At 62.6% G+C, this 26341-nt stretch carries 27 protein-coding genes, 1 tRNA gene and 1 pseudogene; 20 read left to right on the top strand and 9 right to left on the bottom strand.

Translation table 11 applies throughout. The annotated features are described in order from the left end of the window. Positions 1 to 3453, top strand: a 3453-nt coding sequence (locus SIN08_RS05745) for a TonB-dependent receptor (RefSeq protein ID WP_322450624.1), incomplete at its 5' end; no start/stop codon positions are given. Positions 3454 to 3767: 314 nt separating this feature from the next. On the opposite strand, the gene ppk2 is transcribed toward SIN08_RS05745, so the two are convergent. Further along, positions 3768 to 4688, bottom strand: a complete 921-nt coding sequence (gene ppk2 / locus SIN08_RS05740) for a polyphosphate kinase 2 (RefSeq protein ID WP_322450623.1) — start codon at positions 4686 to 4688, stop codon at positions 3768 to 3770. A gap of 184 nt (positions 4689 to 4872) precedes the next feature. Here ppk2 and SIN08_RS05735 point away from each other — a divergent pair, with 184 nt between their 5' ends. The 8 genes and pseudogenes from SIN08_RS05735 to SIN08_RS05700 all read left to right on the top strand — a co-directional run bounded on the left by SIN08_RS05735 (position 4873) and on the right by SIN08_RS05700 (position 10358). After that, on the top strand, positions 4873 to 6027 hold the full coding sequence (locus tag SIN08_RS05735) for a Na/Pi symporter (RefSeq protein ID WP_322450622.1): 1155 nt from the start codon (positions 4873 to 4875) through the stop codon (positions 6025 to 6027). 9 nt (positions 6028 to 6036) lie between these two features. Next, entirely contained in the window at positions 6037 to 6264 is a 228-nt protein-coding gene (locus SIN08_RS05730) for a hypothetical protein (protein ID WP_322450621.1), read from the top strand. Between the two features lie 41 nt (positions 6265 to 6305). Continuing rightward, positions 6306 to 7265 carry a PstS family phosphate ABC transporter substrate-binding protein gene (locus tag SIN08_RS05725; protein WP_322450620.1) on the top strand — a complete coding sequence of 320 codons (960 nt, stop codon included), beginning with the start codon at positions 6306 to 6308 and terminating at the stop codon, positions 7263 to 7265. Between the two features lie 24 nt (positions 7266 to 7289). Continuing rightward, positions 7290 to 7958: a class I SAM-dependent methyltransferase gene (locus tag SIN08_RS05720; protein ID WP_322450619.1), complete on the top strand. Its 669-nt coding sequence runs from the start codon at positions 7290 to 7292 to the stop codon at positions 7956 to 7958. A 64-nt stretch (positions 7959 to 8022) separates the two neighbouring features. Then, entirely contained in the window at positions 8023 to 8253 is a 231-nt protein-coding gene (locus SIN08_RS05715) for an RNA polymerase sigma factor (protein ID WP_322450618.1), read from the top strand. A gap of 8 nt (positions 8254 to 8261) precedes the next feature. Continuing rightward, positions 8262 to 8726 (top strand): annotated as a pseudogene (locus SIN08_RS05710) (lipo-like protein); the annotation flags it as partial. A 51-nt stretch (positions 8727 to 8777) separates the two neighbouring features. Continuing rightward, the gene (locus SIN08_RS05705; RefSeq protein WP_322450617.1) at positions 8778 to 9752 is read left to right on the top strand and encodes a DUF3179 domain-containing protein; all 975 of its coding nucleotides are present in this window, start codon (positions 8778 to 8780) and stop codon (positions 9750 to 9752) included. A gap of 204 nt (positions 9753 to 9956) precedes the next feature. After that, positions 9957 to 10358: a carboxymuconolactone decarboxylase family protein gene (locus tag SIN08_RS05700; protein WP_322450616.1), complete on the top strand. Its 402-nt coding sequence runs from the start codon at positions 9957 to 9959 to the stop codon at positions 10356 to 10358. Here SIN08_RS05700 and SIN08_RS05695 read toward each other — a convergent pair. Continuing rightward, positions 10318 to 11097: a L,D-transpeptidase gene (locus SIN08_RS05695; protein ID WP_322450615.1), complete on the bottom strand. Its 780-nt coding sequence runs from the start codon at positions 11095 to 11097 to the stop codon at positions 10318 to 10320. The genes SIN08_RS05700 and SIN08_RS05695 overlap by 41 nt on opposite strands. A gap of 485 nt (positions 11098 to 11582) precedes the next feature. On the opposite strand from SIN08_RS05695, the gene SIN08_RS05690 reads away from it, so the two are divergent. Together SIN08_RS05690 and SIN08_RS05685 are read left to right on the top strand one after the other, a co-directional pair. Beyond that, on the top strand, positions 11583 to 12929 hold the full coding sequence (locus SIN08_RS05690; RefSeq protein ID WP_322450614.1) for an NAD(P)/FAD-dependent oxidoreductase: 1347 nt from the start codon (positions 11583 to 11585) through the stop codon (positions 12927 to 12929). Between the two features lie 23 nt (positions 12930 to 12952). Then, positions 12953 to 13387, top strand: a complete 435-nt coding sequence (locus SIN08_RS05685; protein WP_322450613.1) for a hypothetical protein — start codon at positions 12953 to 12955, stop codon at positions 13385 to 13387. Between the two features lie 110 nt (positions 13388 to 13497). Here the strand turns inward: SIN08_RS05685 and SIN08_RS05680 are convergent, their stop codons facing one another. Both SIN08_RS05680 and SIN08_RS05675 read right to left on the bottom strand, forming a co-directional pair. After that, entirely contained in the window at positions 13498 to 13914 is a 417-nt protein-coding gene (locus tag SIN08_RS05680) for a DUF6481 family protein (protein ID WP_322450612.1), read from the bottom strand. A gap of 277 nt (positions 13915 to 14191) precedes the next feature. Further along, positions 14192 to 14266 (bottom strand) — tRNA-Gly (locus SIN08_RS05675). Between the two features lie 204 nt (positions 14267 to 14470). On the opposite strand from SIN08_RS05675, the gene SIN08_RS05670 reads away from it, so the two are divergent. From SIN08_RS05670 to SIN08_RS05630, 9 genes are all read left to right on the top strand, one after another. Next, the gene (locus SIN08_RS05670) at positions 14471 to 14968 is read left to right on the top strand and encodes a prolyl-tRNA synthetase associated domain-containing protein (protein WP_322450611.1); all 498 of its coding nucleotides are present in this window, start codon (positions 14471 to 14473) and stop codon (positions 14966 to 14968) included. 79 nt (positions 14969 to 15047) lie between these two features. Then, positions 15048 to 16040, top strand: a complete 993-nt coding sequence (trxA, locus tag SIN08_RS05665) for a thioredoxin (RefSeq protein ID WP_322450610.1) — start codon at positions 15048 to 15050, stop codon at positions 16038 to 16040. 41 nt (positions 16041 to 16081) lie between these two features. Then, on the top strand, positions 16082 to 16774 hold the full coding sequence (locus SIN08_RS05660) for an LON peptidase substrate-binding domain-containing protein (RefSeq protein ID WP_322450626.1): 693 nt from the start codon (positions 16082 to 16084) through the stop codon (positions 16772 to 16774). Between the two features lie 122 nt (positions 16775 to 16896). Continuing rightward, on the top strand, positions 16897 to 17136 hold the full coding sequence (locus SIN08_RS05655) for a Trm112 family protein (RefSeq protein WP_322450609.1): 240 nt from the start codon (positions 16897 to 16899) through the stop codon (positions 17134 to 17136). 246 nt (positions 17137 to 17382) lie between these two features. Then, entirely contained in the window at positions 17383 to 17706 is a 324-nt protein-coding gene (locus SIN08_RS05650) for an ArsR/SmtB family transcription factor (protein WP_322450625.1), read from the top strand. Next, positions 17703 to 18101 carry an SRPBCC domain-containing protein gene (locus tag SIN08_RS05645; protein WP_322450608.1) on the top strand — a complete coding sequence of 133 codons (399 nt, stop codon included), beginning with the start codon at positions 17703 to 17705 and terminating at the stop codon, positions 18099 to 18101. Before SIN08_RS05650 ends, SIN08_RS05645 begins: the two co-directional genes overlap by 4 nt. A gap of 47 nt (positions 18102 to 18148) precedes the next feature. Next, the gene (locus SIN08_RS05640; RefSeq protein ID WP_322450607.1) at positions 18149 to 18376 is read left to right on the top strand and encodes a hypothetical protein; all 228 of its coding nucleotides are present in this window, start codon (positions 18149 to 18151) and stop codon (positions 18374 to 18376) included. Between the two features lie 6 nt (positions 18377 to 18382). Then, positions 18383 to 18850 carry a DUF1801 domain-containing protein gene (locus SIN08_RS05635; RefSeq protein WP_322450606.1) on the top strand — a complete coding sequence of 156 codons (468 nt, stop codon included), beginning with the start codon at positions 18383 to 18385 and terminating at the stop codon, positions 18848 to 18850. Between the two features lie 60 nt (positions 18851 to 18910). Next, positions 18911 to 19306 carry a DUF1801 domain-containing protein gene (locus SIN08_RS05630; protein WP_322450605.1) on the top strand — a complete coding sequence of 132 codons (396 nt, stop codon included), beginning with the start codon at positions 18911 to 18913 and terminating at the stop codon, positions 19304 to 19306. Positions 19307 to 19382: 76 nt separating this feature from the next. Here SIN08_RS05630 and SIN08_RS05625 read toward each other — a convergent pair whose 3' ends face one another. The 5 genes from SIN08_RS05625 to SIN08_RS05605 form a co-directional block, all read right to left on the bottom strand. Next, a complete protein-coding gene (locus tag SIN08_RS05625; RefSeq protein WP_322450604.1) occupies positions 19383 to 20708 on the bottom strand; it encodes a DUF2254 domain-containing protein in 1326 nt (441 codons plus the stop codon). A 41-nt stretch (positions 20709 to 20749) separates the two neighbouring features. Then, the gene (locus tag SIN08_RS05620) at positions 20750 to 22549 is read right to left on the bottom strand and encodes an alpha-amylase family glycosyl hydrolase (protein ID WP_322450603.1); all 1800 of its coding nucleotides are present in this window, start codon (positions 22547 to 22549) and stop codon (positions 20750 to 20752) included. Positions 22550 to 22663: 114 nt separating this feature from the next. Beyond that, positions 22664 to 23719 (bottom strand): endonuclease/exonuclease/phosphatase family protein, encoded by a 1056-nt coding sequence (locus SIN08_RS05615; RefSeq protein ID WP_322450602.1) that lies wholly within the window; start codon positions 23717 to 23719, stop codon positions 22664 to 22666. 74 nt (positions 23720 to 23793) lie between these two features. Then, positions 23794 to 24963 carry an AI-2E family transporter gene (locus tag SIN08_RS05610; protein WP_322450601.1) on the bottom strand — a complete coding sequence of 390 codons (1170 nt, stop codon included), beginning with the start codon at positions 24961 to 24963 and terminating at the stop codon, positions 23794 to 23796. Positions 24964 to 25522: 559 nt separating this feature from the next. Beyond that, positions 25523 to 26277, bottom strand: a protein-coding gene (locus tag SIN08_RS05605) for an IS5 family transposase (RefSeq protein WP_322450512.1) whose coding sequence is annotated in 2 segments (ribosomal slippage) — positions 25523 to 25944 and positions 25944 to 26277 — 756 coding nt in all. Because the reading frame shifts where the segments join, the coding sequence is not laid out codon by codon here. Positions 26278 to 26341 lie beyond the last annotated feature (64 nt).

Below are 26341 nucleotides of genomic sequence, written 5' to 3'. Positions count from 1 at the left end.
GCCCGTCCTGAGCCTGTCGAAGGGGCTGTCCGTCCGGTGGACCGGCAGCGGCAGGCCGATGTCGGGCTGTCGGCGGTCGACATCCAGGTGAAGTTCGACGGGCTCGAGGCGGGGCGGCTTCTCAACGTGTCGACCATGCCGGTGGAGCGCACCTATTCGGCCGGCGAGGCGGTGACGTTCCTGGCGACCAGCAACTATCCGGCCTTTATCGACAAGGCGGAGATCCGCATCTTCGAAGCCGATGCGGTGCACGAGGGCCGGCCGCTGGCCATCATTCCCGTCGCGATCAACGGCACGGCCTCTTGGACCATGCCGGCGGCGGAAGAGAGCGCGTTCGCCTATGTGCTGCGCGTCCATGACAAGAGGGGCCGCTATGACGAGACGGTGCCGCTGACGATTGCGCGCACCGACCGTGCGGATCTGGCCGACCACAGGCGCGAGGACGCGGTTGCGCCCGGCTGGGGCGAGGACCGCACCGCCTTCCACAACATTCCCGTCAATGGCGGGGCGGTGACGGTCTATGGCCGCAACGTTCCGCCTGGCTACCGGGTGGAGGTGCTGGGCGAGACGATTCCGCTCGATCGCGAGCAGTCCTTCGTGGTGCAGCGCATCCTGCCGCCGGGCGACCATGCCGTGGCGGTCGCGGTGAAGGGCGCGTCGAAGACCGGCGGGCTCACCTTTACCCGCGACATCAACATTCCCGACAATGACTGGTTCTACGTCGCGCTGGCCGATCTCACCATCGGCAAGCGGATGGGCGACGACCGGATCGAGGAGGTGCGGCCGGGCGAATATGACGAGGTCTATTCGAAGGGAAGGCTGGCCTTCTATCTGAAGGGCAAGATCAAGGGGAAGTATCTGCTGACGGCGGCCGCCGACACCGGCGAGGACGATCTCGACGCGCTCTGGCGCAACCTCGACAAGGAGGACCCGCGGCGCATCCTGCGCCGGCTCGATCCGGACGACTACTACCCGGTCTATGGCGACGATTCGACCATGGTCGAGGACGCGCCGACCAAGGGCAAGTTCTATGTGCGGCTGGAGCGCGGCGACAGCCACGTGATGTGGGGCAACTACAAGACGGCGATCACCGGCACCGAGTTCCTGCGTTCCGACCGGGCGCTCTACGGGGCCAACGCCGTCTACCGCTCCGAAGCGGCGACGCCCTTCGGCGAACGGCGCACCGAGGTCACCCTCTACGCCGCCCAGCCCGACACGCTCCCCTCACGCGAGGTGTTCCGGGGCACCGGCGGCTCGGCCTACTTCCTGAAGCGCCAGGACATCGTCGAGGGCTCGGAGACGGTGCGCGTGGAGGTGCGCGATCCGGTGACCGACCGCGTCGTCGAACGGCGCACGCTGGCCTATGGCGAGGACTATCACTTCGACTACATGCAGGGCGTGATCATCCTGCGCCGGCCGCTCAATTCCATGACCGGGGCGCGCGGCCCCGTGCGTAACGGCGCGCTCGGCGGCGAGCGGCTCTATCTGACGGTGGACTACGAGTACGAGCCTTTGGCGAGCGATGTCGACGGCTATGTCTATGGCGGGCGCGCCCAGCACTGGCTGAACGATCACGTCCGCCTCGGCGTGACCGGCATGGACGATTCGACCGAGCTTGCCGACCAGAAGGCCTATGGCGCCGATATCCAGATCCGCCATTCCGAGCGCACCTTCCTGGAGGCCGAGATCGCCCATTCCAAGGGGCGCGGCTTCAACCTGTCGCAATCGGTGGATGGCGGGCTGACCTGGGGCGACAACCGGCCCGGCGCGCCGGCCGGCGCGGACGACGAGGGCACGGCCTGGCGCGTGCGCGGGCAGGTCGACCTCGAGGAGGCCGGCGCCGGCATCAAGGGCACGGTGGGTGGCTATTACGAGGAGAAGGAGGCGGGCTACGCCAGCCTCTTCGACCATGCCGGCGTCGACCGGCGCATCTGGGGCGCCCACGCCGACCTGGAGCTGACCGAGGATCTCGGTTTGAAGCTCGCCTATGACGACCTGAAGGACGGTGACGGGCGGGTGCGGCGCGACGGCACCGGCAGCGTCAGCTGGCAGTTCGACCGGCACTGGAAGGCCTCCTTCGGCGTCACCTATACGGAGATCATGTCGCCCTGGGCGAGGCGGGCCGGCAAGTCGGGCTATGACGGCAGCCGCGTCGATGCCGGTGTGCGCATCGACTACCGCTTCGACGACGACCGGCTGGTCTACGGCTTCGCGCAGGGCACGGTTCACCGCTCGCGCGACATCGACCGCAACGACCGGGTGGGCGTCGGCGCGGAATGGCGGCTGACGGAGAAGGTGGGGGTGACCGGCGAGGTCTCCTACGGCACGCACGGCATCGGCGGGCTGGCCGGCATCACCTATGACCCGACCGCCGACGACCACTACTATGTCGGCTACCGGCTCGACCCCGACCGCGCCTTCCAGCTCGACAACAGCCGCGACCTCTACGGCACCGACAAGGGCACCATCGTCGCCGGCATGCGCCGGCGCATGGGCGAGGCGGTGTCGGCCTATTCGGAAAGCAATTACGACCTCTACGGCAACCGCAAGTCGCTCACCCAGACCTATGGCGTCGTCTATACGCCCGACGCCCAGTGGACCGTCGACGCCGGGCTGGAGATCGGCCGGGTGCGCGACGACACGGTCTATGAGGGCAAAGCGCGCGAGGACTTCGACCGCTACGCGCCCTCGCTCAGCCTCGCCTACAAGGACGAGGAGGCGGGCATCAATGCGCGGGTGCGCGGCGAGGTCAGGATCGAGCGCTCCGACGACGGCACGCGCGACCAGAACTCCTATCTGTTCGCCGCCGGCCTCGGCTGGAAGACCAGCCCCGACTGGCGGCTGCTCGCCCATGTCGACGCGGTGGTCTCCGACACCAAGTCCAGCGAGGTCTTCTTCGCCGACACCGACTATGTCGAGGCCTCGCTCGGCTACGCCTACCGGCCGGTCGACAACGACCGCTTGAACGCGCTGTTCAAATACACCTGGCTCTACGACCTGCCGGGCAACAGGCAAGTGATCAGCGGTGCGACCGGCGATTCCCATGCGCCGGCCCAGCGCAGCCACATCCTGTCGGCCGACGTCAGCTACGACCTCGTGCCCTGGCTCACCATCGGCGGCAAATACGGCTTCCGCATCAGCGAGGTCAAATACCGCACCGGGCACGGTTCGCACACCGCCTTCGAGGAGGAATGGCAGAAATCCTCCGCCCATCTCGGCATCCTGCGCGCCGACCTGCATCTCATCAAGAAATGGGACCTGCTCGTCGAGGGCCGCCTCATGCACATCCCCGACGTCGACACCGAGTATGGCGCCCTCGCCGCCCTCTACCGCCATGTCGGCAACAACTTCAAGGTCGGCGTCGGCTACAACTTCGGACGCTTCTCCGACGACCTCAGAGACCTCACCCTCGACGACCAGGGCGTCTTCCTCAACGTCGTCGGAAAATTCTGACCGCGCTCTGCTCACGACCAGCGGAGGGGCATCTGAGAAGGCGGGAGTCCTCGCAGCTTATCCGGATCGGCATCGAGGCCGGTGGTTCGGGGTGTCGGCCTCTCGCCGACGCAAGGCTGTTCCGCAGCACAGAAATCGTGCTGCAATCTCTCGGGCTGTAACGGCGAAGAGAACCGCGCTGGACGCCACACTGCTCCCCTTCGCCGCCAGAGTCGGGCCGCCTTCAAGCTAGGATTCCGGCACCGCAAACAGGACGAACCCCGAGTTGTTGTCGGATGCGATCGCGATGTTCCGCGATCCACCCTAACGGCCAGTCAGTATTTTTGCGGCACGTAGAGCTCTCGCGGCAGGACGGCGCGTTCATATTCCGGATTGAACACGCGGTCGGGCAGCTCGATCTCCTCGTGCGGCACAGGCTCATAAGGGACCTGTTGCAGAAGGTGATCGATGCAGTTGAGGCGGGCCCGCTTCTTGTCATTGCCCTCGACGATGTACCACGGCGCCTCGGGGATGTTGGTGCGCGCGAACATCTCCTCCTTGGCCTTGGTGTAGTCCTCCCAACGCACCCGCGATTGCAGATCCATGGGAGAGAGCTTCCACTGCTTCATCGGGTCATGGATGCGCAACAGAAAGCGCAACTGCTGTTCCTCGTCGGTGATGGAGAACCAGTATTTGACGAGCCTGACGCCGGAGCGCACCAGCATGCGCTCGAACTCGGGTACGTCACGGAAGAACTCCTCCACCTGCTCCGATGTGGCGAAGCCCATCACCCGCTCGACGCCGGCACGATTGTACCAGGAGCGGTCGAACAGCACGATCTCGCCGCCCGCCGGCAGATGCGGCACATAGCGCTGGAAGTACCATTGCGTCTTTTCGCGATCGCTGGGCGCCGGCAGAGCGACGACGCGGCAGATCCGCGGGTTGAGGCGCTGTGTGATGCGTTTGATGACGCCGCCCTTGCCGGCCGCATCGCGGCCCTCGAAGATGACCACGATCTTCTCCTTGGTGTGCGCCACCCAATCCTGCAGCTTGATCAGTTCCGACTGCAGCCGGATCAGTTCGTGGAAATAGGTGCGGCGGTCGATCGTGTCCGGATGCGCCTTCTTGTAGATCTTCGCCAGTTCGAGCGAGAGGGCCGGCTCCGAAAGCTCAAGCTCGTAATCCTCATCAAGAGTGTCGTCCAACTCGGCTTTCAGCCAATCTTCCGCGCTCGTCCTTGCGTCGCTCTTCTCCATCTCTGGCCTCCGCATACGATGTCCACTGCCCTTTGCAGTTTGCCAACAACACCTACAGCCCGGGCATAACGATTTTATTGCAGAAGCAAGAGGCGCGGATCCGCCTGACAGAGCCGTAAACGCGGCGGTCACACGGCTGTTATCCACCGGTGGTAGCCGGTTTCCATTCAAAGGGGAGAGGCGGATGTCGCACACTGAAACACTCGATCAGGCATCGGCACGCGGTAGCAGCCGTTTACCGCAGTGGCTGGCGGTCATCGCTCTTGTCTACGTGCTTATCAGCGCGGTCAGCCTGATCGGCACGGGTTTCAAGGTGGCCACGGGCGGGCAGGCGCAGCAGCTTTTCAGCTTTGCCTCCAACCCCTATGTCGGGCTGGTGATCGGCATCGTCGCCACGGCACTGATCCAGTCCTCCTCGACCGTCTCGTCCCTGATCGTCGGTATGGTCGCCGGCGGCTTGCCGGTGGCGATCGCGATACCGATGATCATGGGCTCGAATGTCGGCACGACCCTGACCAATACGCTGGTCAGCCTCGGACATGTGCGCGACAAGGAGGAGTTCCGGCGCGCCTTCGCGGCGGCGACGGTTCACGACTTCTTCAACCTGCTCGCAATCGTCATCTTTCTGCCGCTGGAGATCATGTTCGGGCTTCTGCAACGGATCTCGGAGACGGTCGCGGGGCTGTTGGTGGGCGACGCCAACTATTCCATGTCCGGGCTGAACTTCATGAAGGTCCTGACCAAGCCCCTCGTCGGCACGCTCGAAGGCGTCTCCAACCTGCTGCCGGGCATTTTCGCGGGGTTGGCGATGGTGGTGATCGGTCTTGCCCTCATCTTCCTGGCCATCACCCAGATCGGCAAGCTTCTCAAGGTGCTGATGGTCGGCAGGGCAAAGGCGGTCATGCACAGCGCGATCGGCAAAGGGCCGGTTACCGGTATCTTCTCCGGGACCCTGGTTACGATATTCGTGCAGTCCTCGTCGACGACGACCAGCCTCATGGTGCCCCTGGCCGGGGCGGGCACCTTCTCCCTTCGACAGATCTACCCGTTCATGCTGGGAGCGAATATCGGGACCACCGTGACGGCACTTCTGGCGGCGACCGCCGTCACGGGCGCCGTGGCGGTACACGCCCTGGAGATCGCCATCGTCCACGTGCTCTTCAACGTGTTCGCTGTAGCGCTGATTTTCGGCCTGCCGTTCCTGCGGAACCTGCCGATATTCGGCGCCGAATGGCTTGCCGGACTCGCATCCGAGCGCAAAATCTATGCTGCGGTGTGGGTTCTGGGTGTCTTCATCGTGGTGCCGCTGCTGCTTATCGCCATCACTGTCTTGTTCTGAGGTGTTGCCATGAACGATCTTAGCCGCCTGTCGAAGGAAGACCTCAAAGGGATTCTGGACGAAACGGAAGAGCATATCGGCGAGATTCGCGCCGAGTTGGAGCGCCGCGAGCAGCGCGATCAGCATGAAGCCATCGATTCGCTGGAACTGTATCTCGAGCAGGGGCAGATCAACTGGACGGAAGTGAAGGCCTTCTTCCAACAGGTCCTGACAGAGTTGCGGGGCAAATCGAAATGATTTGGCGTTCTTGCGCGGGTACCGGAAACGGGAGCGGCCTGATGAGGACGCAATCGTTGCTTCTTGCCGTCTTCGTGGGCCTGAGTTCAGCGATGACATTCAACGCGGCGGCGCAGCAGATCACCGCTGACGGATCGAGCACCGTTTATCCGATCACGGTCGAAGCGGCGCGACGCGCCGGCGTGGAGATCGATGTGAGCTTCTCGGGGACGACAGCGGGCTTCCGGCGTTTTTGCGCGGGCGAGACGGACATCAGCGACGCCTCTCGACCGATCAACAAGGAAGAGATGGAGGCCTGTGCCGAGGCCGGCGTGGAATATGTGGAACTGCCGATCGCCTTCGATGCGCTCGCCGTGGTCGTCAATGCGACGAATGACTGGGCGAAATCCATCACGGTCGAGGAATTGCGCAAGCTCTGGGAGCCGGCGGCCGAGGGCACCGTCACGACCTGGCAGCAGGTGCGTGAGGAATGGCCAGATCGCCCGATCAAGCTGTTCGGGCGCGGTCAGGATTCGGGAACCTACGACTATTTCACCACCGTCATCGTTGGCGAAACACGGGCCAGCCGCAGCGATTACACCGCCAGCGAGGACGAGGAACGACTGGTTGCCGGAATCGCGGTCAACCCCGACGCGCTCGGCTTTTTCGGTGTCGGCGCCTACTTCCGGAACTGGGAGGAGATGAACGATCTCGGCATCGATTCCGGCAATGGACCGGTGCATCCGGCCATGCGCGAGGTCTTGGCGGGGCGCTATCAGCCGCTTGCACGGCCGCTGTTCCTTTACGTCAACGCCGCATCGTTGGACAGCAAGCCCGATTTGCAGGAGTTTCTGAGAAGCTATCTCGGGAGCATACAAAGCTGGGTGCATTTTACGGGCTATATGCCACTTTCCGCGCAGGCTTACGACAAGGCGCTGGAAAGGCTTAATGCCAGGACGACGGGAACCCGGTTCGACGGCGAGTTGCAGGTCGGCATGGGCATCGACGACCTTTACAATTGAGTACCGTTTTCTTGTAAGGGGTCCTTGCAGGAAAACGGCACCCGGGGGAATTCCTTGTTCGGCGCTACCAACGAAGCCCGTTTCTGGGACCGCATCGCACGCAAATACGCCAAGGACCCGATCGCCGACATCGCTGGGTATGAGCAAACGCTCGACCGTACGCGCAAATTGCTCGACAGCAATGATACCGTATTCGAGTTCGGCTGTGGCACGGGCACGACGGCGCTCAGGCTTGCACCTTTCGTGGCGCGTATTGTGGCGACCGACATTTCCGGCGAGATGATTGCCATTGCCCGTGAAAAGAGGGAGGCGGAGGGTCACGCCCATATCGATTTCCAGGTCGCGACACCTGACAGTGTCTCCTGGCCTGAAGGTCCATTCGATGCGGTGCTGAGTTTCAATGTTTTGCATCTGGTGGCCGCCCGGAAGGCCGCCCTGCACGGCGTTCACCGGCTCCTGAAGCCGGGTGGGCTGTTCATCACCAAAACGCCGTGCCTCAAGGAAATGAACCTGCTGGTACACATCGGGATTCCGGTAATGCGACTTTTCGGCAAGGCGCCGTACGTTAGCGTTTTTGACGCTGACGAACTGGAACGCGAGATCGCTGATGCCGGGTTCGAGATCGTTGCTCGGGAGCGTCACGCCTCGCGTGGCAAGGACACGCGGCCATTCTTCGTCGCACGAAAATCGTGACGTTGGTGGCTGCAAAGGTAGTAGTCGCGCCCCGCGGGCTGCGCACGAGGTTGCAGTGGAGTGTTTGCCGGAAGTTCGCTCGGAGCCGGATCAGCATGCGAATCTGAGCCATTGTGAGGACAAAGAGCAGTTGCGGCGCGCCATCCTCCAATTGCCCCACGCGCAGCGCCAGGCAGTGGAAATGCTGAAGCTTCGAGAGATGACCATGAAGGAAGCGGAAGCGGTCACCGGCATGAGCATCGGCGCGCTGAAGGTGGCCGTGCACAGGCGATCAAAACCCTGGGCACCTTGCTGAGTAAGGAGGTGGTCGCGCGGTTGGGACTGACATACGACATGAGAAACATCTTCGATCTTTTGCGCTATTTCTTCCCGACGCCGCCCGTGCCGCTGCGCTGGCGCCGCCGCATGATCTCGTTCGGCTCCGGCGATCCGACGCGCGCAATCTGCTCTTCGCTAATCGCGCAGGCGTTCCAGAGCGTGCGCTTTCCAATTCTGCCGAAGACGACGAAAGCACGCGATCTTGTCTCGCCCGCCTCCCGCTCCTTGCGGCGGGAGATCCTCCACATCCGCCACCATTCGCTGTTCGTGCCGCGGGATTTCGACCTGTCACCCTATTTCGAGATCGTCAAACCGGGCCTGACCTCCGACTTCGATTACAAATCGCTTCTATGGGCGGACAAACTGAAGGCGGAGAAGCATCCCGTTCCGGCCGCCAAACCTGAAAAATCCGAGGAGGAGGAGGAATACGCGATGGTGATTGGACCGTGAGGGACGGCCGTGGTGGAATCGATGCGAATTCCGCCAGATGGTCCGTTACCGATGCGACTGCTGAGCAAAGCTTTTCTGTTTGTCATCCTGATTGCGGCCTCTCCCGCCATCGCCTTTGCGAGCCCTCAGGATTGGGCTCGAGAAGGTTGGAAGACGGACTTCTCCAAGTCTTCCGTGCCGCTCGACGAGATCATCTCCGGCGGTCCGCCGCGCGACGGCATTCCCTCGATCGACAATCCGAAATTCGTCAAAGCCTCTGCGGTGACGGACATCGCCGATCGCGAGCCGGTCATCCAGTTCGGCCTCGGCGAGGATATCCGGGCCTATCCGCTGCGGGTGCTCACCTGGCATGAGATCGCCAATGATATGGTCGCCGGCACGCCGGTCGCGGTCACCTATTGTCCGCTCTGCAACGCTGCTATTGTCTTTGACCGCCGTCTGGACGGGCAGGTCCTGGAGTTCGGCACCAGCGGCAAGCTTCGGCATTCAGACCTGGTCATGTACGACCGCCGGACTGAAAGCTGGTGGCAGCAGTTCACCGGTGAAGCCATCGTCGGGGCGCTGACGGGAGAGAAGCTCAAGCTTCTACCTTCGCGCATCGTCTCGTTCGGCTCCTTCCGTAAGGCGCATCCAGACGGCCTCGTGCTCGTCCCGAACAATCCCGGCTTCCGCGACTACGGCCGCAACCCCTATGCAAGCTATGATACCGCCGCGACCCCCTTCCTTTTCAATGGCGAGCTCCCCGAAGACATCCCCGCCATGGCGCATGTGGTGGTCGTCAGAACCGAGCGTGATCCGATCATCGTCAGCCTCGAAAAGGTCAGGACCGACGGGTTCGAGATGAATGGTTACCGGATCACCTACGAAGCCGGTGTGGCCTCCGCGCTCGATAGCGCGACGATAGCGGAGGGGCGGGATATCGGCACCGTGCGGGTGACGAAGGACGGGCGGGACGTGCCGCACGACATCACCTTCGCCTTCGTCGCACATGCGTTTCATCCGGACATCCAAATCGTCACGCAGTGAAAGCTCCGCCTCTGTGACGATCTGCGTAATCCCTACTAGGAAGCGAGCGCTGCCTTACATTCTTTCGCATATTCGCGCAGCAATCCTGCCGGAGGGAGAAAAAACGGCAATATGTGGATCAGGATGCGAGCTCTTACGAATCCAGCCGTAAGATTTCTTGCTCCACTCTTGAAGAATGATCGGTGATTTAAGCGAGGAAATGTCATGCCCTACCTTCCGGCCGGCGCAACCTTGCTGGACGTCTTCAAGAGGTTTCCTGATACCAACGCTCCTTTGATCGAGTTTCACGAGGCCCTGCTTCGCGCCCCCCCTTTCACCGAGGCCGAGCGCGAACTGATCGCCACGTATGTATCGGGCCTCAACCGTTGCCGCTATTGCCGCGGCGTACACACCGCAACCGCGGAGCGGCTGGGTGTGCCTACACATGGGCGGCGCTGGCGGCGCACATCGTCGACACGCTCGCCATCGCTCTCAGTTATGAATGGCTTTCATTTCGCGCCAATCTTGCCAAGAAAGACGCGCCACTTTGAACGTCGCTCTACCGTCGAAACCGAGGGGCCGTCGTTCATGCCGATACAAGGGTTTCAGCGGCATCCAGGCTGGTAACGAGAATGGGCGTGCCACTCACCACGCGATCGTAGAGATCGATCACATCCTGGTTGAGCATGCGAACACACCCCGATGATACAGACTTGCCGATCGACCACCATTCCGGCGATCCATGGATTCGGTAAAGCGTATCTTCCCCGTTCTGGAAGATGTACAGGGCGCGTGCGCCAAGCGGATTGTCGAGGCCCGGATCCATGCCGCCGTTGGCGATGCTGTAGGGCTCGAGTTCCGGCTGGCGCGCCACCATCTCGTCCGGCGGCGTCCAGCGCGGCCAGGGGCGCTTGTACTGGATATCGCCGCGTCCTGACCATTCGAAGCCAGCTCGACCGAGGCCGACGCCGTAGCGCATGGCTTTGCCGCCTTCCTGGGTGAGGTAGAGAAAATGGTTGTTTGTATCGACGACGATCGTTCCGGGCCGTTCGCCCGTCGGGTCGTCCACAAGCCGCCTGTAATAGACGGGTTCGATGCGCTGGAACGGCACGGCGGGAAGCGGAAATTTCTCTTCCGGGCGCGCTGCGTACATGGCCGCGTAGTAGGCGAATTCGCCTCCGAGCTGCGCGGCCGGCCCCTCTGGTGCGGGTGCAATCTCCCGCCTCGCAAAGGGTTGTACTGTCCTGACCGTCGAGCAACCGGCGAGCCCGAGCAAGGCCGCGCCGCCGCTTGCCCGAAGAAATGCCCGGCGATCGACGCCGGTCGTTTCGGAAGCAGTCGTTCTACGCGTTGGTGATTTGGTCATGCGCTTGTTCGCCCCAGATGCAAATTGAACACGCTGCTATTGCTCCCGAAACCGGGCCACCGTTTGCTTATCTGTTGCTTAGGCATCACACGTCTAATGGACAGAGGAGTTTGTCACGCGGTGTTGATGCACCCGTGAGGTGCGATTGTATTCTGACGGAGCGCTTGGGAGCCTCATGCCTTGGCCGTGCGTTACTACCAGCCGTGCGTCACTACCAATCGTAGGCAGAAATCGGCCGATAATCGCCGCGGGGCCGGCAGGAGTCGAAAAATGATCACGCCGCTGCCGTGGACTTGGACAATCGGGCTCATATTATCGCACGACAGAGCGCATGCTGGTCTCGAACCGCGTTGCGGCGCACCAACCGGAACCCATCAGAGGTTGCAACGTCGCCGTATGAAGTGGGTGGCTGAGAAGCTCGTCGCCGGGTGAACGGAAACGGAAGAAGACTCGCGGGGAGCGACCCTGAAACGTGGAGACAGAAAATGGGCAAGCGATATGACCTCGTGATTGTCGGGACGGGCACGGCGGCGATGGTTTCCGCGATGCGCGTGCGCGCAGCCGGATGGAGCGTTGCCGTCGTTGACTTCCGCCCCTTTGGCGGCACGTGCGCGCTGCGCGGATGCGATCCCAAGAAGATGCTTGTGAGCGGCGCCACGGCGGCCGACCATGCCGCTCGGATGCTCGGCAAGGGCATTGCCGGTGATACCCACGTCGACTGGCAGGACCTGATCGCCTTCAAGCGCAGCTTCACGAATCCGGTGCCGCAGAACCGCGAGGAGGTGTTTGCCGACAAGGGCATCGATACCTTTCACGGGCAGGCGCGCTTCACCGGCCGCACCACGCTGGAGGTCGACGGAGAGGCGCTCGAAGCCAAGCACATTCTGATTGCCGCCGGCGCCGAACCGATGAAGCTCGGCATCCCTGGAGAGGAGCACTTGATCGACAACGAGCAATTCCTCGAACTGGAGTCCCTTCCCCGCCGGATCGTTCTGGTCGGCGGCGGCTATATCGCCGCCGAGTTCTCGCACATCGCAGCGCGCGCAGGAGCACAGGTGACGGTGCTGCAGCGCGGTGCGCGCATGCTCACGCACTTCGAGCCGGATCTGGTCGACTGGCTCATGGAGAAATTCGAGACAGCGGGAATCGATGTGCGCACCGGCACGGTCGTCGAAGCGATCGAAAAAGGTGCGAACGGATACCGGGTGAAAGCCTCGTTCGAAGGGCGAGAGATTGCCGTCGAGGCGGATCTGGTCGTGCATGCGGCGGGCCGGGTGCCGGCGCTCGACGATCTCGACCTGAATGCCGCAGGCGCGGCGGTGAAGGATGGCCGTTTGCGGCTCAACGAATACCTGCAAAGCGTTTCAAATCCGGCCGTCTATGCGGCCGGCGATGCCGCTCAGGTGGGGCCGCCGCTCACACCGGTCTCGAGCCACGACGCGAAGGTGGTCGCGGCGAACCTTCTGGAAGGTAACCGTCAAAAGCCGGACTATCGCGCCGTGCCGAGCGTCGCTTTTACAATCCCGCCGATAGCGGCCGTGGGGCTGAGCGAAGCCGAGGCGCGCCGGAAAGGGCTCAATATTGGTGTTAAAGCTCAAAAGGCATCCGACTGGTTCACCGCGCGCCAGGCCGCTGAGCCCACCTACGGGTTCAAGGTGGTTGTCGACGAGGAGACAGATCACATCCTTGGCGCACATCTGGTCGGCCCGCATGCCGACGAGGTGATCAATATCTTTGCCTTGGCGATACGCCACGGCCTCACGGCGGAGCAGCTCAAAACGACCATGTTCGCCTATCCCACCGGTGCCTCGGACATCGGCTCCATGCTGTGACTCGACGCACGCCGGTGCTTCCCATGGGTGTGCCTGGTTCATCCATCCCTGTATCGCTCCCACAGGAGCTTCAGCGCGATGGGCACGAGCGTGATCCCACCGACCGCGACGGCTATGATCATCATGTGCGTGGGATCGGCGGTTATGAACGCCTTCCCGAAATAGGCAAGCAGGAAACTGATCGGAACGACGCCGATAGCTTTCTCGCCGGCATCGATCAGGTTGACTATGGCTTGTTGAAAACAATTAAGAGCATGGTTGGCCATCTCGAAGTCGGACGATGCTCCTTGGCAGACTGGGAGGCTGCCATCCTCAAGGGGTTTGAGATCTGGAGGCAAATGGTTGCACATGGCGGCGGTCTGGTTCGAATTGACCTTGAGAAAAGCTCGATCTTCTACGAGCCGCCGGCCGACGTCACGGGGCAGTATCGTTCGGGCACAAGCCTCACGTGGCAATAACGCTGGCGATCAGGGTCGCACAGACCCTGAAACACAAAAGCCGCAACGTTCCGCGGCTTTGAGGTTTTGGAGAAGCCGGAGCGGGCGAGGGTTTCGAGCCCGAGGCGCCCTCAGTAGCCCCTGTCTCGGCTGCCGCCCTTACGACGTTCCTTCTTTGCGGCCTTGCGGGCGGCGTAGCGTGCGTCGCGGGCGGCCTTCTGGTCAGCCCTGAGAAGCGTATCGCGCTCAGCCTCCTCGGCGGCAAGACGTGCCGCTTCCTCGGCCGCGAGGCGCTCGGCCTCCGCGGCAGTGCTTGCCGCAATCTCGGCCTGGCGGACGAGTTCAGCCTCCTTCTCCTGCCGGGCGCGCTCGCGCTCGGCCTGGCGCTCGGCCCGGGCCTTGGCGATCGCCTCGCGCTCGCGGCGCTTCTCGACCATGCGCGGATCGTCTGGCCCTGGCGCCGCACGGAACTTTTCCAGCATGGCCTGGCGTGCCTGCGCCGCGTGCTTGCGACGATCGTTGAAATCCGGGATAGCGTTCTTTCTCATCAGTTCAGTCACTGTCCTTCATTGGAGTGTTGGCTGCGGGAGTAGGGGCTGCGGCCATCCCGAGGAGATAACGTTCGGGCTGGAGCTCACATTCTGGAGCTGGATCATCGACCGCCTGACAGCGGGCGAACACCGCGATTTCAAGCTGCGTCGAATCCGCAATCTGGTAACCGCGCGGTAACCCTGGCCTGTCGAGGTAAGATTTCGGATTGGGATCTGAGCCGCCCTGAAAACATGAAAGCCGCGGCGTTCCGCGGCTTTGAGGACCTTTGGAAACTGGAGCGGGCGAAGGGATTCGAACCCTCGACCCCAACCTTGGCAAGGTTGTGCTCTACCCCTGAGCTACACCCGCTTTCACGGCAAACACCGTAAGCGGCGCTTATATGGCTGAAGTGCCGGCCGAATGCAACAGGGAATCGTGTGGCATTTTTTGTTCTTGGTGGATTCGCATGCGGAAGGCGGGTGGGCGGCCGCGTGTTTTCCGTGGCACCTTGCGTCGCGGCGGCCAGAACGCTTACACCAGCAATCCTGGAAGATGTCGCATGACGGGGAACCGATGCCGAAATCACCGCAAGCGTTGTTCGACTATCTTGCCGAGCTCGGCATCCCGGTGACGACGCGGCAGCACCCGCCGCTCTTCACGGTCGAGGAATCACAGAGCCTGCGCGGGGAGATCCCCGGGGCGCACACGAAGAACCTCTTTCTCAAGGACAGGAAAGACCGGCATTTTCTGGTGTCCGTGGAGGAGGATGCCCGGGTGGACCTCAAGTCCATCCATCACATCATCGGGGCCTCCGGCCGGGTGTCCTTCGGAAGGCCCGACAGGCTCATGGATTATCTCGGCGTCTCGCCCGGAGCGGTCACGCTGTTCGGGGTGGTCAACGACATTGCGGGAGAGGTGACGGTGGTCCTCGACGAGGCTCTGATGGCGCACGAGATCATCAACGCCCATCCGCTTCACAACGAAGCGACCACCTCCATCGCCCGGGCGGATCTCCCGCGCTTTCTGGAAGCGACCGGGCACGAGCCGCTGATCTTGAAAGTTTCACAATGATGGCCACATCACGTATCCTGCCCTGCCACGTAGAGCACACAAGGTGGTGCGCAGGGCATAAAGACAGGAAGGGGCAGCAATGAGCGACCGCGACAATCCCTACGGCGGATCGGGCACCGGGATGACGGCGAATGTCAGCTTCGGCGCGGGGCGGGAAAACGTCGCCCCGAGCGGGGCGGCCGATCTGCTGGGCGCGCCCGCGGCGGGAGAGGTGATCAAGGAGACCTCCACGGCCGCCTTCAGCGCCGACGTTATCCAGGAATCGCGGCGGCAGCCGGTACTCGTCGATTTCTGGGCTCCCTGGTGCGGCCCCTGCAAGCAGCTGGCGCCGGCACTGGAGAAGGTGGTGCGCGAATCGGGCGGCCAGGTGAAACTGGTCAAGCTCAACATCGATGAGCATCCCGCCATTCCGGGCCAGCTCGGCATCCAGTCCATCCCCGCCGTCATCGCCTTCAAGGACGGCCAGCCCGTGGACGGCTTCATGGGCGCGGTTCCCGAAAGCCAGATCCGCGAGTTCGTAAAGAAGATCTCAGCCGGCGGCGGCAACAAGATCGACGAAGCGCTCGCCGCTGCCTCCGAGGCGCGCGAGGGTGGCGATCCGCAAACGGCGGCGCAGATCTATTCGGCCGTCCTGCAACAGGAGCCGGAGCACGTCGAGGCGTTGGCCGGTCTCGCCGACCTGCTTTTCGAGGCGGGGCAGGCGGACGAGGCGCGTGCCGTGCTCGAGCGCGTGCCGGAAGCCAAGAAGGATGCCGCTGCCGTCGCCGCGGTGCGTGCCAAGATGGCTCTCGCCGAACAGGTGGCCGAACTCGGCGATCCGGCCGAGCTGCAAAGGCGGCTCGAGGCCGATCCGTCCGACCATGAAGCGCGCTTCGATCTGGCGCTGGTTCGCAACGCTCAAGGGCAGCGCGAGGAGGCGGTAGAGAACCTGCTGGCCATCGTCAAGGCCGATCGTGGCTGGAAGGACGATGCAGCACGGACGAAGCTCCTCGAGCTTTTCGACGCGTGGGGTGCGAGCGACCCGGTGACGCTGTCAGCCAGGCGCAGGCTGTCCTCACTGCTGTTTTCCTGAGGAGCATGGCGTCGCCGGCCATCGGTCTTCCGGAACGCGGGATGCAGGAGCGGGCCTTGAAGGCTGGAAATGCACATTACGCCGATGCGTCCGCGGTGCCGGATCAGATCCCGGTCTTTCCGCTGGCGGGAGCGCTCCTCCTGCCGGGGTGCCGCCTGCCGCTCAATATCTTTGAGCCGCGCTATATCGCGATGGTTGACCATGCGCTCGCCGGGGCGCGGGTGATCGGCATGATACAGCCGGACCTCGGCGCTCACGAGGATGGCCCGACCGGTACGGAGCCGGCGCTCAGCGCCATCGGTTGCGCGGGGCGGGTGGTCTCCTTTGCCGAGAGCGGCGACGGCCGCTATCTCATTTCGCTCGTGGGCATCTGCCGTTTCCGGTGCCGCGGCGAGGTCCGCGCCGGCACGCCCTTCCGGCAATGCCGCATTGCGCCCCTCGGTGCGGATTTCGAGGCGGACAACAGCACGGGCCGTATCGACCGGGCAGCGCTCCTGCAGGTCTTCCAGGCCTATCTTGAAGCCAACAACCTGGAAGCCGACTGGGACAGCATCCGCGGTGCTGCAAACGATCTGCTGGTCAATACACTGTCCATGATGGCGCCCTTCGGACCGGAGGAGAAACAGGCGCTTCTGGAGGCTGCCGATCTGAAGACCCGGGCAGAAACGCTCGTTGCCGTCACGGAGCTGTCGCTGGCGCGCGGTGGCGACAGGTCCCCCTCCAGCTTGCAATAGGGCACCAGCGGTGCCACGCGAGTTTTCCCGTCTCCTGCCGAAGCGCCGATTGTGCTATGTCTTCGGGCGCAGCTCATCAGGAGAGAGGCGGCAATGGAAACGGATATGGAGGCTTCGCCGACATGGCTGACGGCGGGCGGAGCGGCCGGCGGTTGATCGAGCCGAAGCTTCTTGAGCTCCTGGTTTGCCCGCTTACGAAAGGGCCCTTGAAGTGGGATCCCGAACGTGCGGAACTCGTCTCTGCCAAGGCGCGGCTCGCTTATCCCGTGCGCGATGGTGTACCGGTGCTGCTGCCGTCGGAAGCCCGGCCGCTCGATGCCGATCAGGAACGAAGCGGTGGCCACCGGAGACATTTGCCCTGAAAGGCGGTGTTGTCGAACACCCGTGTCACCGTACGCGGGATATCGCAATTGTTGCAGACAGGCTGAGCGCCCCGGAAACCGCCACACCGCCCTTCCGGTCGCACGGACAAGTCGAACAGCTTCCCTCCGGGACGGTCGTTTCGAAGGCCGGATAACGGCGAGCGTTGCATCCCGGCACTCCGGCTTGACTCACGCATATCCCGACGGTTATCGGTTCAATGAATAGCCAGAAGGTTATCGATGACGATGCCGCAGCCCCACGATGCCCTTTTCAGAGCGCTCGCCGATCCGACTCGACGGGCCATCTTCGAGCGGCTGTGCCGCGAGGGGGACCTGACGGTCGGGGCCCTGACGGCCCGGGCCGGGATCTCGCAACCGGCCGTCTCGAAGCATCTCGGGATTCTGAAGCGGGCCGGGCTGGTGCGCGACCGCCACGTGGGACGCCAGACGCACTATAGTCCGCAGTTCGGCGCTCTCGCCCCCCTGGTCGACTGGACGAACCAGATGTCCGGCTTCTGGCAAGACCGGTTCGACGATCTCGAAGACCTGCTCAGAAGGATGGACCAATGACCGAAACACTCTCCATCGTCGTCGAACGGGAGATTCCGCATCCGCCGGAAAAGATCTGGCGCGCGCTCACGCAGCCGCACCTGATCGAGGCCTGGCTGATGAAGAACGATTTCAAGGCGGACGAGGGACACCGTTTCAATCTCAGCGCAGACTGGGGTGCCGTCGACTGCCAGGTCCGGACGGTCGAGCAGAACAAGACGCTGTCCTACACGTGGGATACCAAGGATCTGAGAAGCGTCGTCACCTGGACTCTCATCCCGACGGGTTCAAGCACCCTATTACGGATGGAACAAGAGGGCTTCCGGCCGGATCAGCAGCCCTACTTCCGGGGCGCCAAGGTCGGATGGCCGCGGTTCTTTGATGCCCTGGAGAAGGTGCTGGCGCGATCGGATTGATCTCGGGTCGTCCGATCCGCCCCGGCACGCCATCAAAGGAGATATCAATGAGTTGGAACATGTGGATTCGGCAGGTTCACCGCTGGCTGGCGATCATCTTCACGGTGACCGTCATCGCCAACTTCGTCGCCATGGGGCTGGGGGAGCCTCCGGCCTGGGTGGTTTATTCGCCGCTGCTCCCGCTCTTCCTGCTGCTGTTCACGGGCCTGTACATGTTTGTGCTGCCCTATGTCACCGAGCGGCGTAGCGGGCGGCCCGCCGGTGAGATGGAGTGAACACGAATGGCCGACAAGGCGAAGAAATCGACCGCCGCGAAGAAGACCGGCACCAAAGGGCCCCCCGCAAAGCCGGTCCTCCTCTCAGGCGGCAACCCGCAGATCCCCAAGGGCTACGGCGACGCCCCCGTGCAGGCCTACATAGCCGCCATGCCGGGCTGGAAAAGCGACGTCGGGCGCCGCCTCGACGCGCTCATCGAACGCGTCGTTCCCGGCGTGCGCAAGGCAGTCAAATGGAATTCGCCCTTCTACGGCGTCGAGGACGAGGGCCAGGGCTGGTTCCTCAGCTTCCATTGCTTCACGAAGTACATCAAGGTGACCTTCTTCCGTGGCGCGTCACTCAGTCCTGTCCCGCCCGGCGCGTCCAAGCACGAGGATGTGCGCTACCTCGACATCTACGAGGACCAATTCGACGAAGCGCAATTCGTCGCGTGGGTGGAGCAAGCCAGCCAGTTGCCCGGTGAAAGGATGTGAACAGAAGCGAAACCACGCATGCAGAGAACGACACCAGCCAGAAAAATGAGCGAGGGCGGCATGAAGAAGACAGAAGCGGAAGGCTCTCCTTCTCAGCTGATAGATGCGCGAATCGAGGAGCTGAATGATTGGCGGGGCGAGACGCTCGCCGGGGTCCGAGCGCTTATCAAGCAGGCCGATCCTGAAGTGGTCGAGGAATGGAAGTGGAGAGGGGTTCCGGTCTGGTCGCACGCCGGAATCATCTGCACCGGCGAGACATACAGGAATTATGTGAAGCTGACCTTCGCCAAGGGTGCCTCTCTGGAAGACCCCTCGGGCCTGTTCAACGCCAGCCTCGAGGGCAACACCAGGCGTGCCATCGATATCCGTGAGGGCGAGGAGATCAACGAAGAAGCGTTCACGGCGCTCATCCGCGCCGCCGTGGCGCTGAACGCATCCCGCGCCCGCGGCCGATAGCCCCGAGGGGATAAGGACGTTGGACAAGTGCTTGCAACAGGTGCGGGCACGATTTCCGATGCTGTGCCCGACGCGTTCAAGAGCGTTTGATCATGGCACCGGGCAGACGATCGACGCCGTCCAGACAAGCGCGTGCGAGATCACCGCGCTCTTTCAAGGCGTTCAGATCGAAGGCATCCTCGATCGACCTAGAGCCGGCTGCAAGCACAAGTTCGACATGCTTTAGAAGCGTTTCACGATGCTCTTTGCGACGGACGTGCTCTGACAGCAGCACCAATGCCGTCATCAGTTGGATGAGGACGGCCGGCTGGCTCGTCGCTTGCCGGATCTGATTGAAGGCCGCGTCGACGATGCCGCCGAAGCTGGTGACCTTGCTTGTCACCCGGATGGTTCCTTCCTCATCGCTCCAGGCCGCCTGCGCTTCGTCGCGGCGCATGACGAGCGCGAGTGACAGTGTGAGCCGATCGATCGCCGCGATAGCCGTGAAGGGATCGTTGATCCCGGGTGACAGTGCTCGCAGCGCAACTTCGACCAGTTGCCGCACAGCGAATTCCAGGTCCTGGGCGGCGGTCCGCTGGCTGCCGAGGACGACATACTCCGAAATTTCGCCCAGCATCTCTTCATCCAACGCAGAGACGGCATGAACGCGCCCGTGGTCGCCCTGCCCGATCAGGAGCTGTCCCGGCCGGAAGTGAAGCTCGATCACCGCACCCGCCTTGTGCGCACAGGCGACCAACCCCTCATAGTCTATGGCCTGCACATAGCCTCCATCCGGCAGGCACAGACTGATCCCTCCCTGAAACAACGCTGGCGGCTCGTGCCGGGGGCTGCCATCCTTCGCCTCGGGCAGCATGCGAAGGATGGCGGCGTCGAGCTCGTGCCCGACCCGTTCGATAACCGTATCGGAGACGATCGAACGGGCGAGATGATGAACGAACAGCAGCAGCAAGAACACGCAGATCAGCACGAGCGCGGTCGCGATGGTTACGGCCAGATGATGCGCGGTGTCGCCCTGACGGCCGTCATTCAGAAAGCGGAGCACGAGGATGAGATAGACGACCGTGGCCAGGAAGATGCCCAGCATGAGTTGTGTTGGTACGCTGGCCATGAAATTCCGGATCAGTCGCGGTCCGAGCTGACCAGCCGCAAGGACCAGGACCACCACCGTGATTGAAATCACCAGCGTGGCCATGCTGATCATCGCGGGAAGCAGTGCCGAAAGCATCGTCGATGCGTCCTCGGCATCGCCACTGTGCAACCACCAGGTTGCTGCACCTCCCGTATCGACCTCGATGGCTGATGCAGACCAGGCGAGCAGCACGGCACCGAGAACCAGAAGGCCGGGAACGAACCACAGGCTGGTACTAGCACTCTCCCACAAAGTTCTGAAGCGAGCGACCAATATGAACTCCAGGTCGTGTGAGCCCCTCTGATGGGGCTCGGCTAATCGTCCTGCGAAAAAATCAGCGCGCTGTAGGGCCCGACCGCGATCTCGCCCGACCAGGCCATTCCGTCGCATTCGCCGGGTTCAGCGACGGCATCCTGGCTGGAGAAATTGCCGAAATCCGGACTGTAACCAACCCAATCGGTGTTCAGGCGGAGTTTCCATACGCCCTGACGGGGAAAGCCGATACAATAGGCCTCCCGGGGCGCGTGGCTGAAGTTCGCGACGACAATCACATCGTCCCCTGGCCCGCCTTCCACCGAACGGTGGAAGGTGAGGAGCTTTTGTTCCTCGTCCACGCGGGGGATCGTTATGTCGCGTCCGAGCAGGCCGCGGGTGGCGTCAGAGCGGTTCAGACGCAGGCGAATGAGGTCGTGATAGAGCCGGACGATGCCGCTGAATTCGTCGCTCTGATCCCACTCGAGCGGCACGGTGTCCTGAAACCACTCACCCTGGAGGAATTCCTGCCCCTGGAAAAGCATCGGGATGCCCGGCGCGGTGAACATCAGCGCCGCCCCGAGGGTAGAGCGCTTTTGTGCCGCCCAATGGGAGAAATCGTCGGGCGCGATCTCGTGGGGAACGCGCGCGCGGCCATTGGCCACCTCGTCGTGCGATTCAGTATAGACAACCCGCTGGAACGGATCACCGTTGTAGGAATGTTGGAGCGCGTGGGCGACGGTCGCCATGTGGCGCGCCTCGTCGTCGCCGGTGATCAGCACCTGGCGGATGGGGTGCACGAACTCCGAGTCCCATTGAGCGCCGAAACCGGCCCCGCCTTGCTCGACCGCCGCCGTGATCTCGGCCTTGTTGCGCAGGTCCTCGGCCATGGTTATGCGGCCCGGAAAGCGTTCGCGGACCTCGCCGTTGATCCATTGCAGCAGGCTCCAGCCTTCGGGAAGGGCATCACCTTCGTCTGCCTCGTCTCCGCGCACGTTGCGGATATAGAGTGTCATGTCGAAGCGCAGCCCGTCGAGGTGGTATTCGCCGAGCCAGAAGAGGGCGTTGTCCCGGATAAATTGCCGCACTTCGCCGCGATCGTAGTCCGGGCGGGTCTCGCCCCAGGGCGTTTCGCTGCGCCAGTCGTTGTAGAAATAGATCCCGCCCTTGTCGTCTTCGCTCCAGCCGTCGAACTGCCAGAGATCGAGGTCGCTCGGGCCGAAATGGTTGTAGACCACATCGAGGATCACGGCGATGCCGTGCCGGTGCGCCATCTTTATGAAGGCCTTGAAGTCGTCCGGCCCGCCATAGGCGCTCTCGACGGCATAGATATGGGCGGGATTGTAGCCCCATGAGACGTCGCCGGCGAACTCCATCGCCGGCATGATCTGCACCGCATTGACGCCCAGCCGCTTCAAATGAGCGAGCTTTTCGCCTGCGTCCTCGAACGTCCCCGGCTGTTCTTCGCTTGGACGATGGAACGTGCCGATATGCATTTCATAGATGACCAGCTCATTCCAGGGCGGCGTCTGGAAATCGACATCATGCCAGTCCTCATCTGGCTCGACGACAATTCCGTTGCCGACGGAGCTCGTCACTTCGCGGGCATATGGGTCGATGCGCGACAGAACCTTTTCACCATTGCGGATCAGGAACCGATATTCGTCGCCGGGTTTTGCTCCGGCCACATCGGCGTACCAGATCCCATCGCCCTCCGCCGCCATCGGGGCTTCGTCATCCGACCAGCCATTGAATGAGCCGGTGACAAATACCGCGTCGGCATGCGGCGCCCACACACGGAATGCAACGCCGTTCTTGTGGGCGATGGCGCCCATCCCCCTTAGGACCACTGACTCGGACATGGAAAACCTCCGCGGCACCAGCCGATCTCCGGAACGGTGGCCAAACCGAACAGCCTGCGAGCCGTTTGGTTCCATGCATGTGATGGCCGCCACTGCTCGGACGCCGCCAATCGCCTAATCGGCGGCCTTGCCCTCGGCGATCTTTTCTCCAGCTTCCGCCCGGTCGCCCTGGTCGGGTTCTGGTGCCTCCTGCCCGTTGGCCGCCTTTGGACTGTAGTGCAGTTCCGCCAGGACCGGGAAGTGATCTGAACCGATATCGCGAAGGCGCTGCAGGCGGACAAGCATATAGGCGGCGTCATGGAAAATATGGTCCAGAGGCCACCGAAACAGGGGGTATCGGGCGTGGAAGGTGCTGAACATGCCGCGCCCGCGCCGCGGATCGAGCGTACCGCTGATGCGCTGGAAAAGGCGTGTGGTGTGGGACCACGCGACGTCGTTGAGATCGCCCGCAACGATCGCCGGCCGGTTCTGCGCCTTCACCTGCCTGCCCACGATCAGGATTTCGGCATCGCGTTCCTCGGTGTCGGTTCGCGGCTCCGGCGGTCGCGGGTGCACGCCGAAGAATGCGATCCACCGGCCGGATCGCAAGCGCACGGAAGCGCGGACCGAGGGCACGTCCTCTTCCACCAGGAACCGCACTTCGGGTGAATCCAGTTCCAGTTTGGATAAAAGGTGCATGCCGTAGTGGTTTTCTTGCGGTTGCTTGATGGAATGCGGATAATCGTCGTTCAACTCGCGCAACCGCTCGTCCCACCAGGCATCGGTCTCCACGGCCAGGATGATATCCGGTCGGGTTTCCTGCACGAGAGCCATAAATCGCTGGGCTTTCCGGTTCTCCATCAGGACATTCGCGATCAGGAGGCGGATCGAGTTTGCCGGATCTGCATCGTCGGGTGCCTTCGCAACCTGACGAGGCGCCACGATCGTGTAAGGAAATATCCGAAAACCCTGGTAGCCGAGCGCGCTTGCGAGCGTGATCAGGAAAATTACGTCCCACGTGTCCTCCCCTCCATAGAGGAACAGGTACGCACACAGCACAACGGCGATCGAGACGGCGATCTGCAGGCGCGGAAAGTCCGCGCCGCGAATCCACCACCTCGCGCTTTTCACGAATGATAGTAGCGTCACGACGATAAGCAGGCATCCGGAAGCGACGAGAATGGATTTCATCTGTCTCGTGAACCCGCCGAAGGGCGCTTCATGTTGACTGGATCATAAGCTTAGCACCGCTCGACCGCCGGAACCTAGGGCGATTCGGCTGGTTCGCGCTCTTGTTCTTCTTCCTGCACCTGCGGCACGTCGCGCCCCGCCAGGAATTCTCCCAGAGCCGACAGGCCTTCAACGTGATCGGCGAATACTTTGAGCGTAACGAGAAGCGGAACGGCGATCAGCGCGCCGACGATCCCCCACAGCCAGCCCCAGAATGCGATCGCCAGGAAGATCACGACGGGGTTCATCTCAAGCCGGCGGCCGATGACCAGCGGGGTGACCAACTGGCCCTCGAGGGTAGTGCAGGCAAGATAGATGAGCGGTGCAAGGAGCGCCAGCCCGATCGTATCGAAGGAGACGAGGGCGACCACACCAACAAGCACGACGCCGAGCAGGGCTCCGAGATAGGGAATGAAGTTCAACAGCGCGGCCAGCACGCCCCAGAGCACGGGATTGGGCAAGCCGATCGCAAACATGCCCGCCGCAACAGCGGCGCCAAGGCCGACATTGATGAACGAGATGGTGAAAAGATAGTGCGATACATCCCGCTCGACCGTCCGCGCAATGCGCAATCCGCGCTTCTTGTCCGAGAGCGTGGGCAGCGATTTCACCAGCTTTTCATAGAACATGTCGCCTGAGGAAAGCAGAAAGAGAAGCAGAATGAGAGTGACACCGATCTGCGCGGCGACCTCGGGCGCCCCGGTGGCGGCGCGGCTGATGAGACCCGGCTCGCTCAAGACGACACGCTGCGCTTCCGGATCCTCGGATTCGGCGAGTTGCTCGACCTGCTCGGACGCATCCACCACCGCATCCACTGGGCGGCGCAGCGTGGCGATCCGGTCCTGCACTTCGCGGCCGATACGCGGCGCGTCATCGATCCATTGCGAAACCGGGCCGCTCAAGGAGTAGAGCGCGGATGCGATGAGCGCGGAGAGTATGACCACGAGCAGTATCGCGGTGGCCCATTCAGGAACACCTCGCCTGGCGAGAGATCGAACCACCGGACCAAGAACGAGGGCGAAGAGGAACGCAAGCACGACGGGCAGGAGGAAATCACGCCCGAAATAGAGCGCCACGACCACAATGATTAGGAAGGTTCCGATTCCCAGTGCCTTCAGGGTCTTGTCAACGACGATGACCTGAGGCGGTTCGCTCGAACGCTCATGGGACGGCGCCGCCGCTTCGTCGCGCTCTGCTTCCTGCATGGAAATGCACCTGTTTGCTGAAGCCCTAACTCGCGGGCCGGCAAAGCGTTGCGATGATGGGTGAAATGATACGTTCAACCTTGTCGCGGTATGCTTCCATTTCTATGGCGCAGCGTTCGCCGCGCCCGCCGAAGCTGCACAACAGTTGGGTCCGTAGCTGCAGATCCGCACAAACTGCTCGAATGCACTAGAGCGGGATGAAGAGAGCCTGAATCGGTGGGATACGGTCAAACCTAGATTCATCCCGCTCTATCCCAGAGTAGCCGAGAACTGCGATCTGGTTTGCCAGAGCACTACGTTCTGCAGAACGCCACGATTACATGGCGCGTAGCAGCCTTTCCGCCTTGCGCCCCCAAATTCGGTCGTTCACGTTCGGAACTAGACATCCCGAAAGCGGTCGTTGGCTGCGGCTCGGTCGGAAGTCGAGGAAGGGCGGGAAGCGGGAGTCCGCTGCACCGTTTACAAAGATCCGCTAGGCAGACCAATATGCAGCTAGCGGGGCGGGCGTGCCCGCGTGAGTAATTAGCAGCTTCTTCGAATTAGGCTCAGGACTCATTGATCAAAGCCAGAAGATGATCGTTGCGGCGATGCAGATTGCCGAAAAGAAGGTGTGGGCGCATCGGTCGTAGCGCGTGGCGATGCGCCGCCAGTCCTTGCGCTTGCCGAACATGTTCTCAATTCTGTGGCGCTGGCGGTAGAGCGCCTTGTCGTAGTCGAGCGGCTGCTTGCGGCTCTTGGTCGGCGGAATGCAGGGCTCGATGCCCCTGTCGGCGAGGGTTTGGCGAAACCAGTTGCTGTCGTAGCCCTTGTCGCCAATGAGGCTGGCAGCGGGCGGCAAGACGTCGACCATGAGCCTGGCGCCCTTGTGATCACTCATCTGGCCTTCGCTCAGAAGCAGGATAAGCGGACGGCCTTGTGCATCACAAATGGCATGCAGCTTGGAGTTCAGCCCGCCTTTTGTGCGCCCGATACGACGGGGAACATCCCCTTTTTAAGCAGGCTCGCCGCCGTGCGGTGGGCCTTCAGATGGGTGGCGTCGATCATGATGCGCTCAGGTTGTGGCCCTTGGCCGGCCAGCGCTGCGAAGATCCTGTCGAACACGCCGAGCCGGCTCCAGCGGATGAAGCGGTTGTAGAGCGTCTTGTGTGGGCCATACGCCTTGGGCGCATCCTTCCACTGCAGGCCGTTCTTGATCACGTAGACAATGCCGCTCACCACACGCCGGTCGACCACCCGCGGAACGCCATGCGACAACGGGAAGTACGGCGATATCCGCGCCATCTGCCGTTCGCTCAGCAAAAACAAATCACTCATCAGGGCCTCCTTATCAGAGACCGTGAATCACATCTCACATCAAATTAATAGGTCCTGAGCCTAG

This window comes from Chelativorans sp. M5D2P16 (genome assembly GCF_034427935.1).
GTDB lineage: Bacteria > Pseudomonadota > Alphaproteobacteria > Rhizobiales > Rhizobiaceae > Chelativorans.
This window is presented reverse-complemented; position numbering and strand designations above follow the sequence as displayed.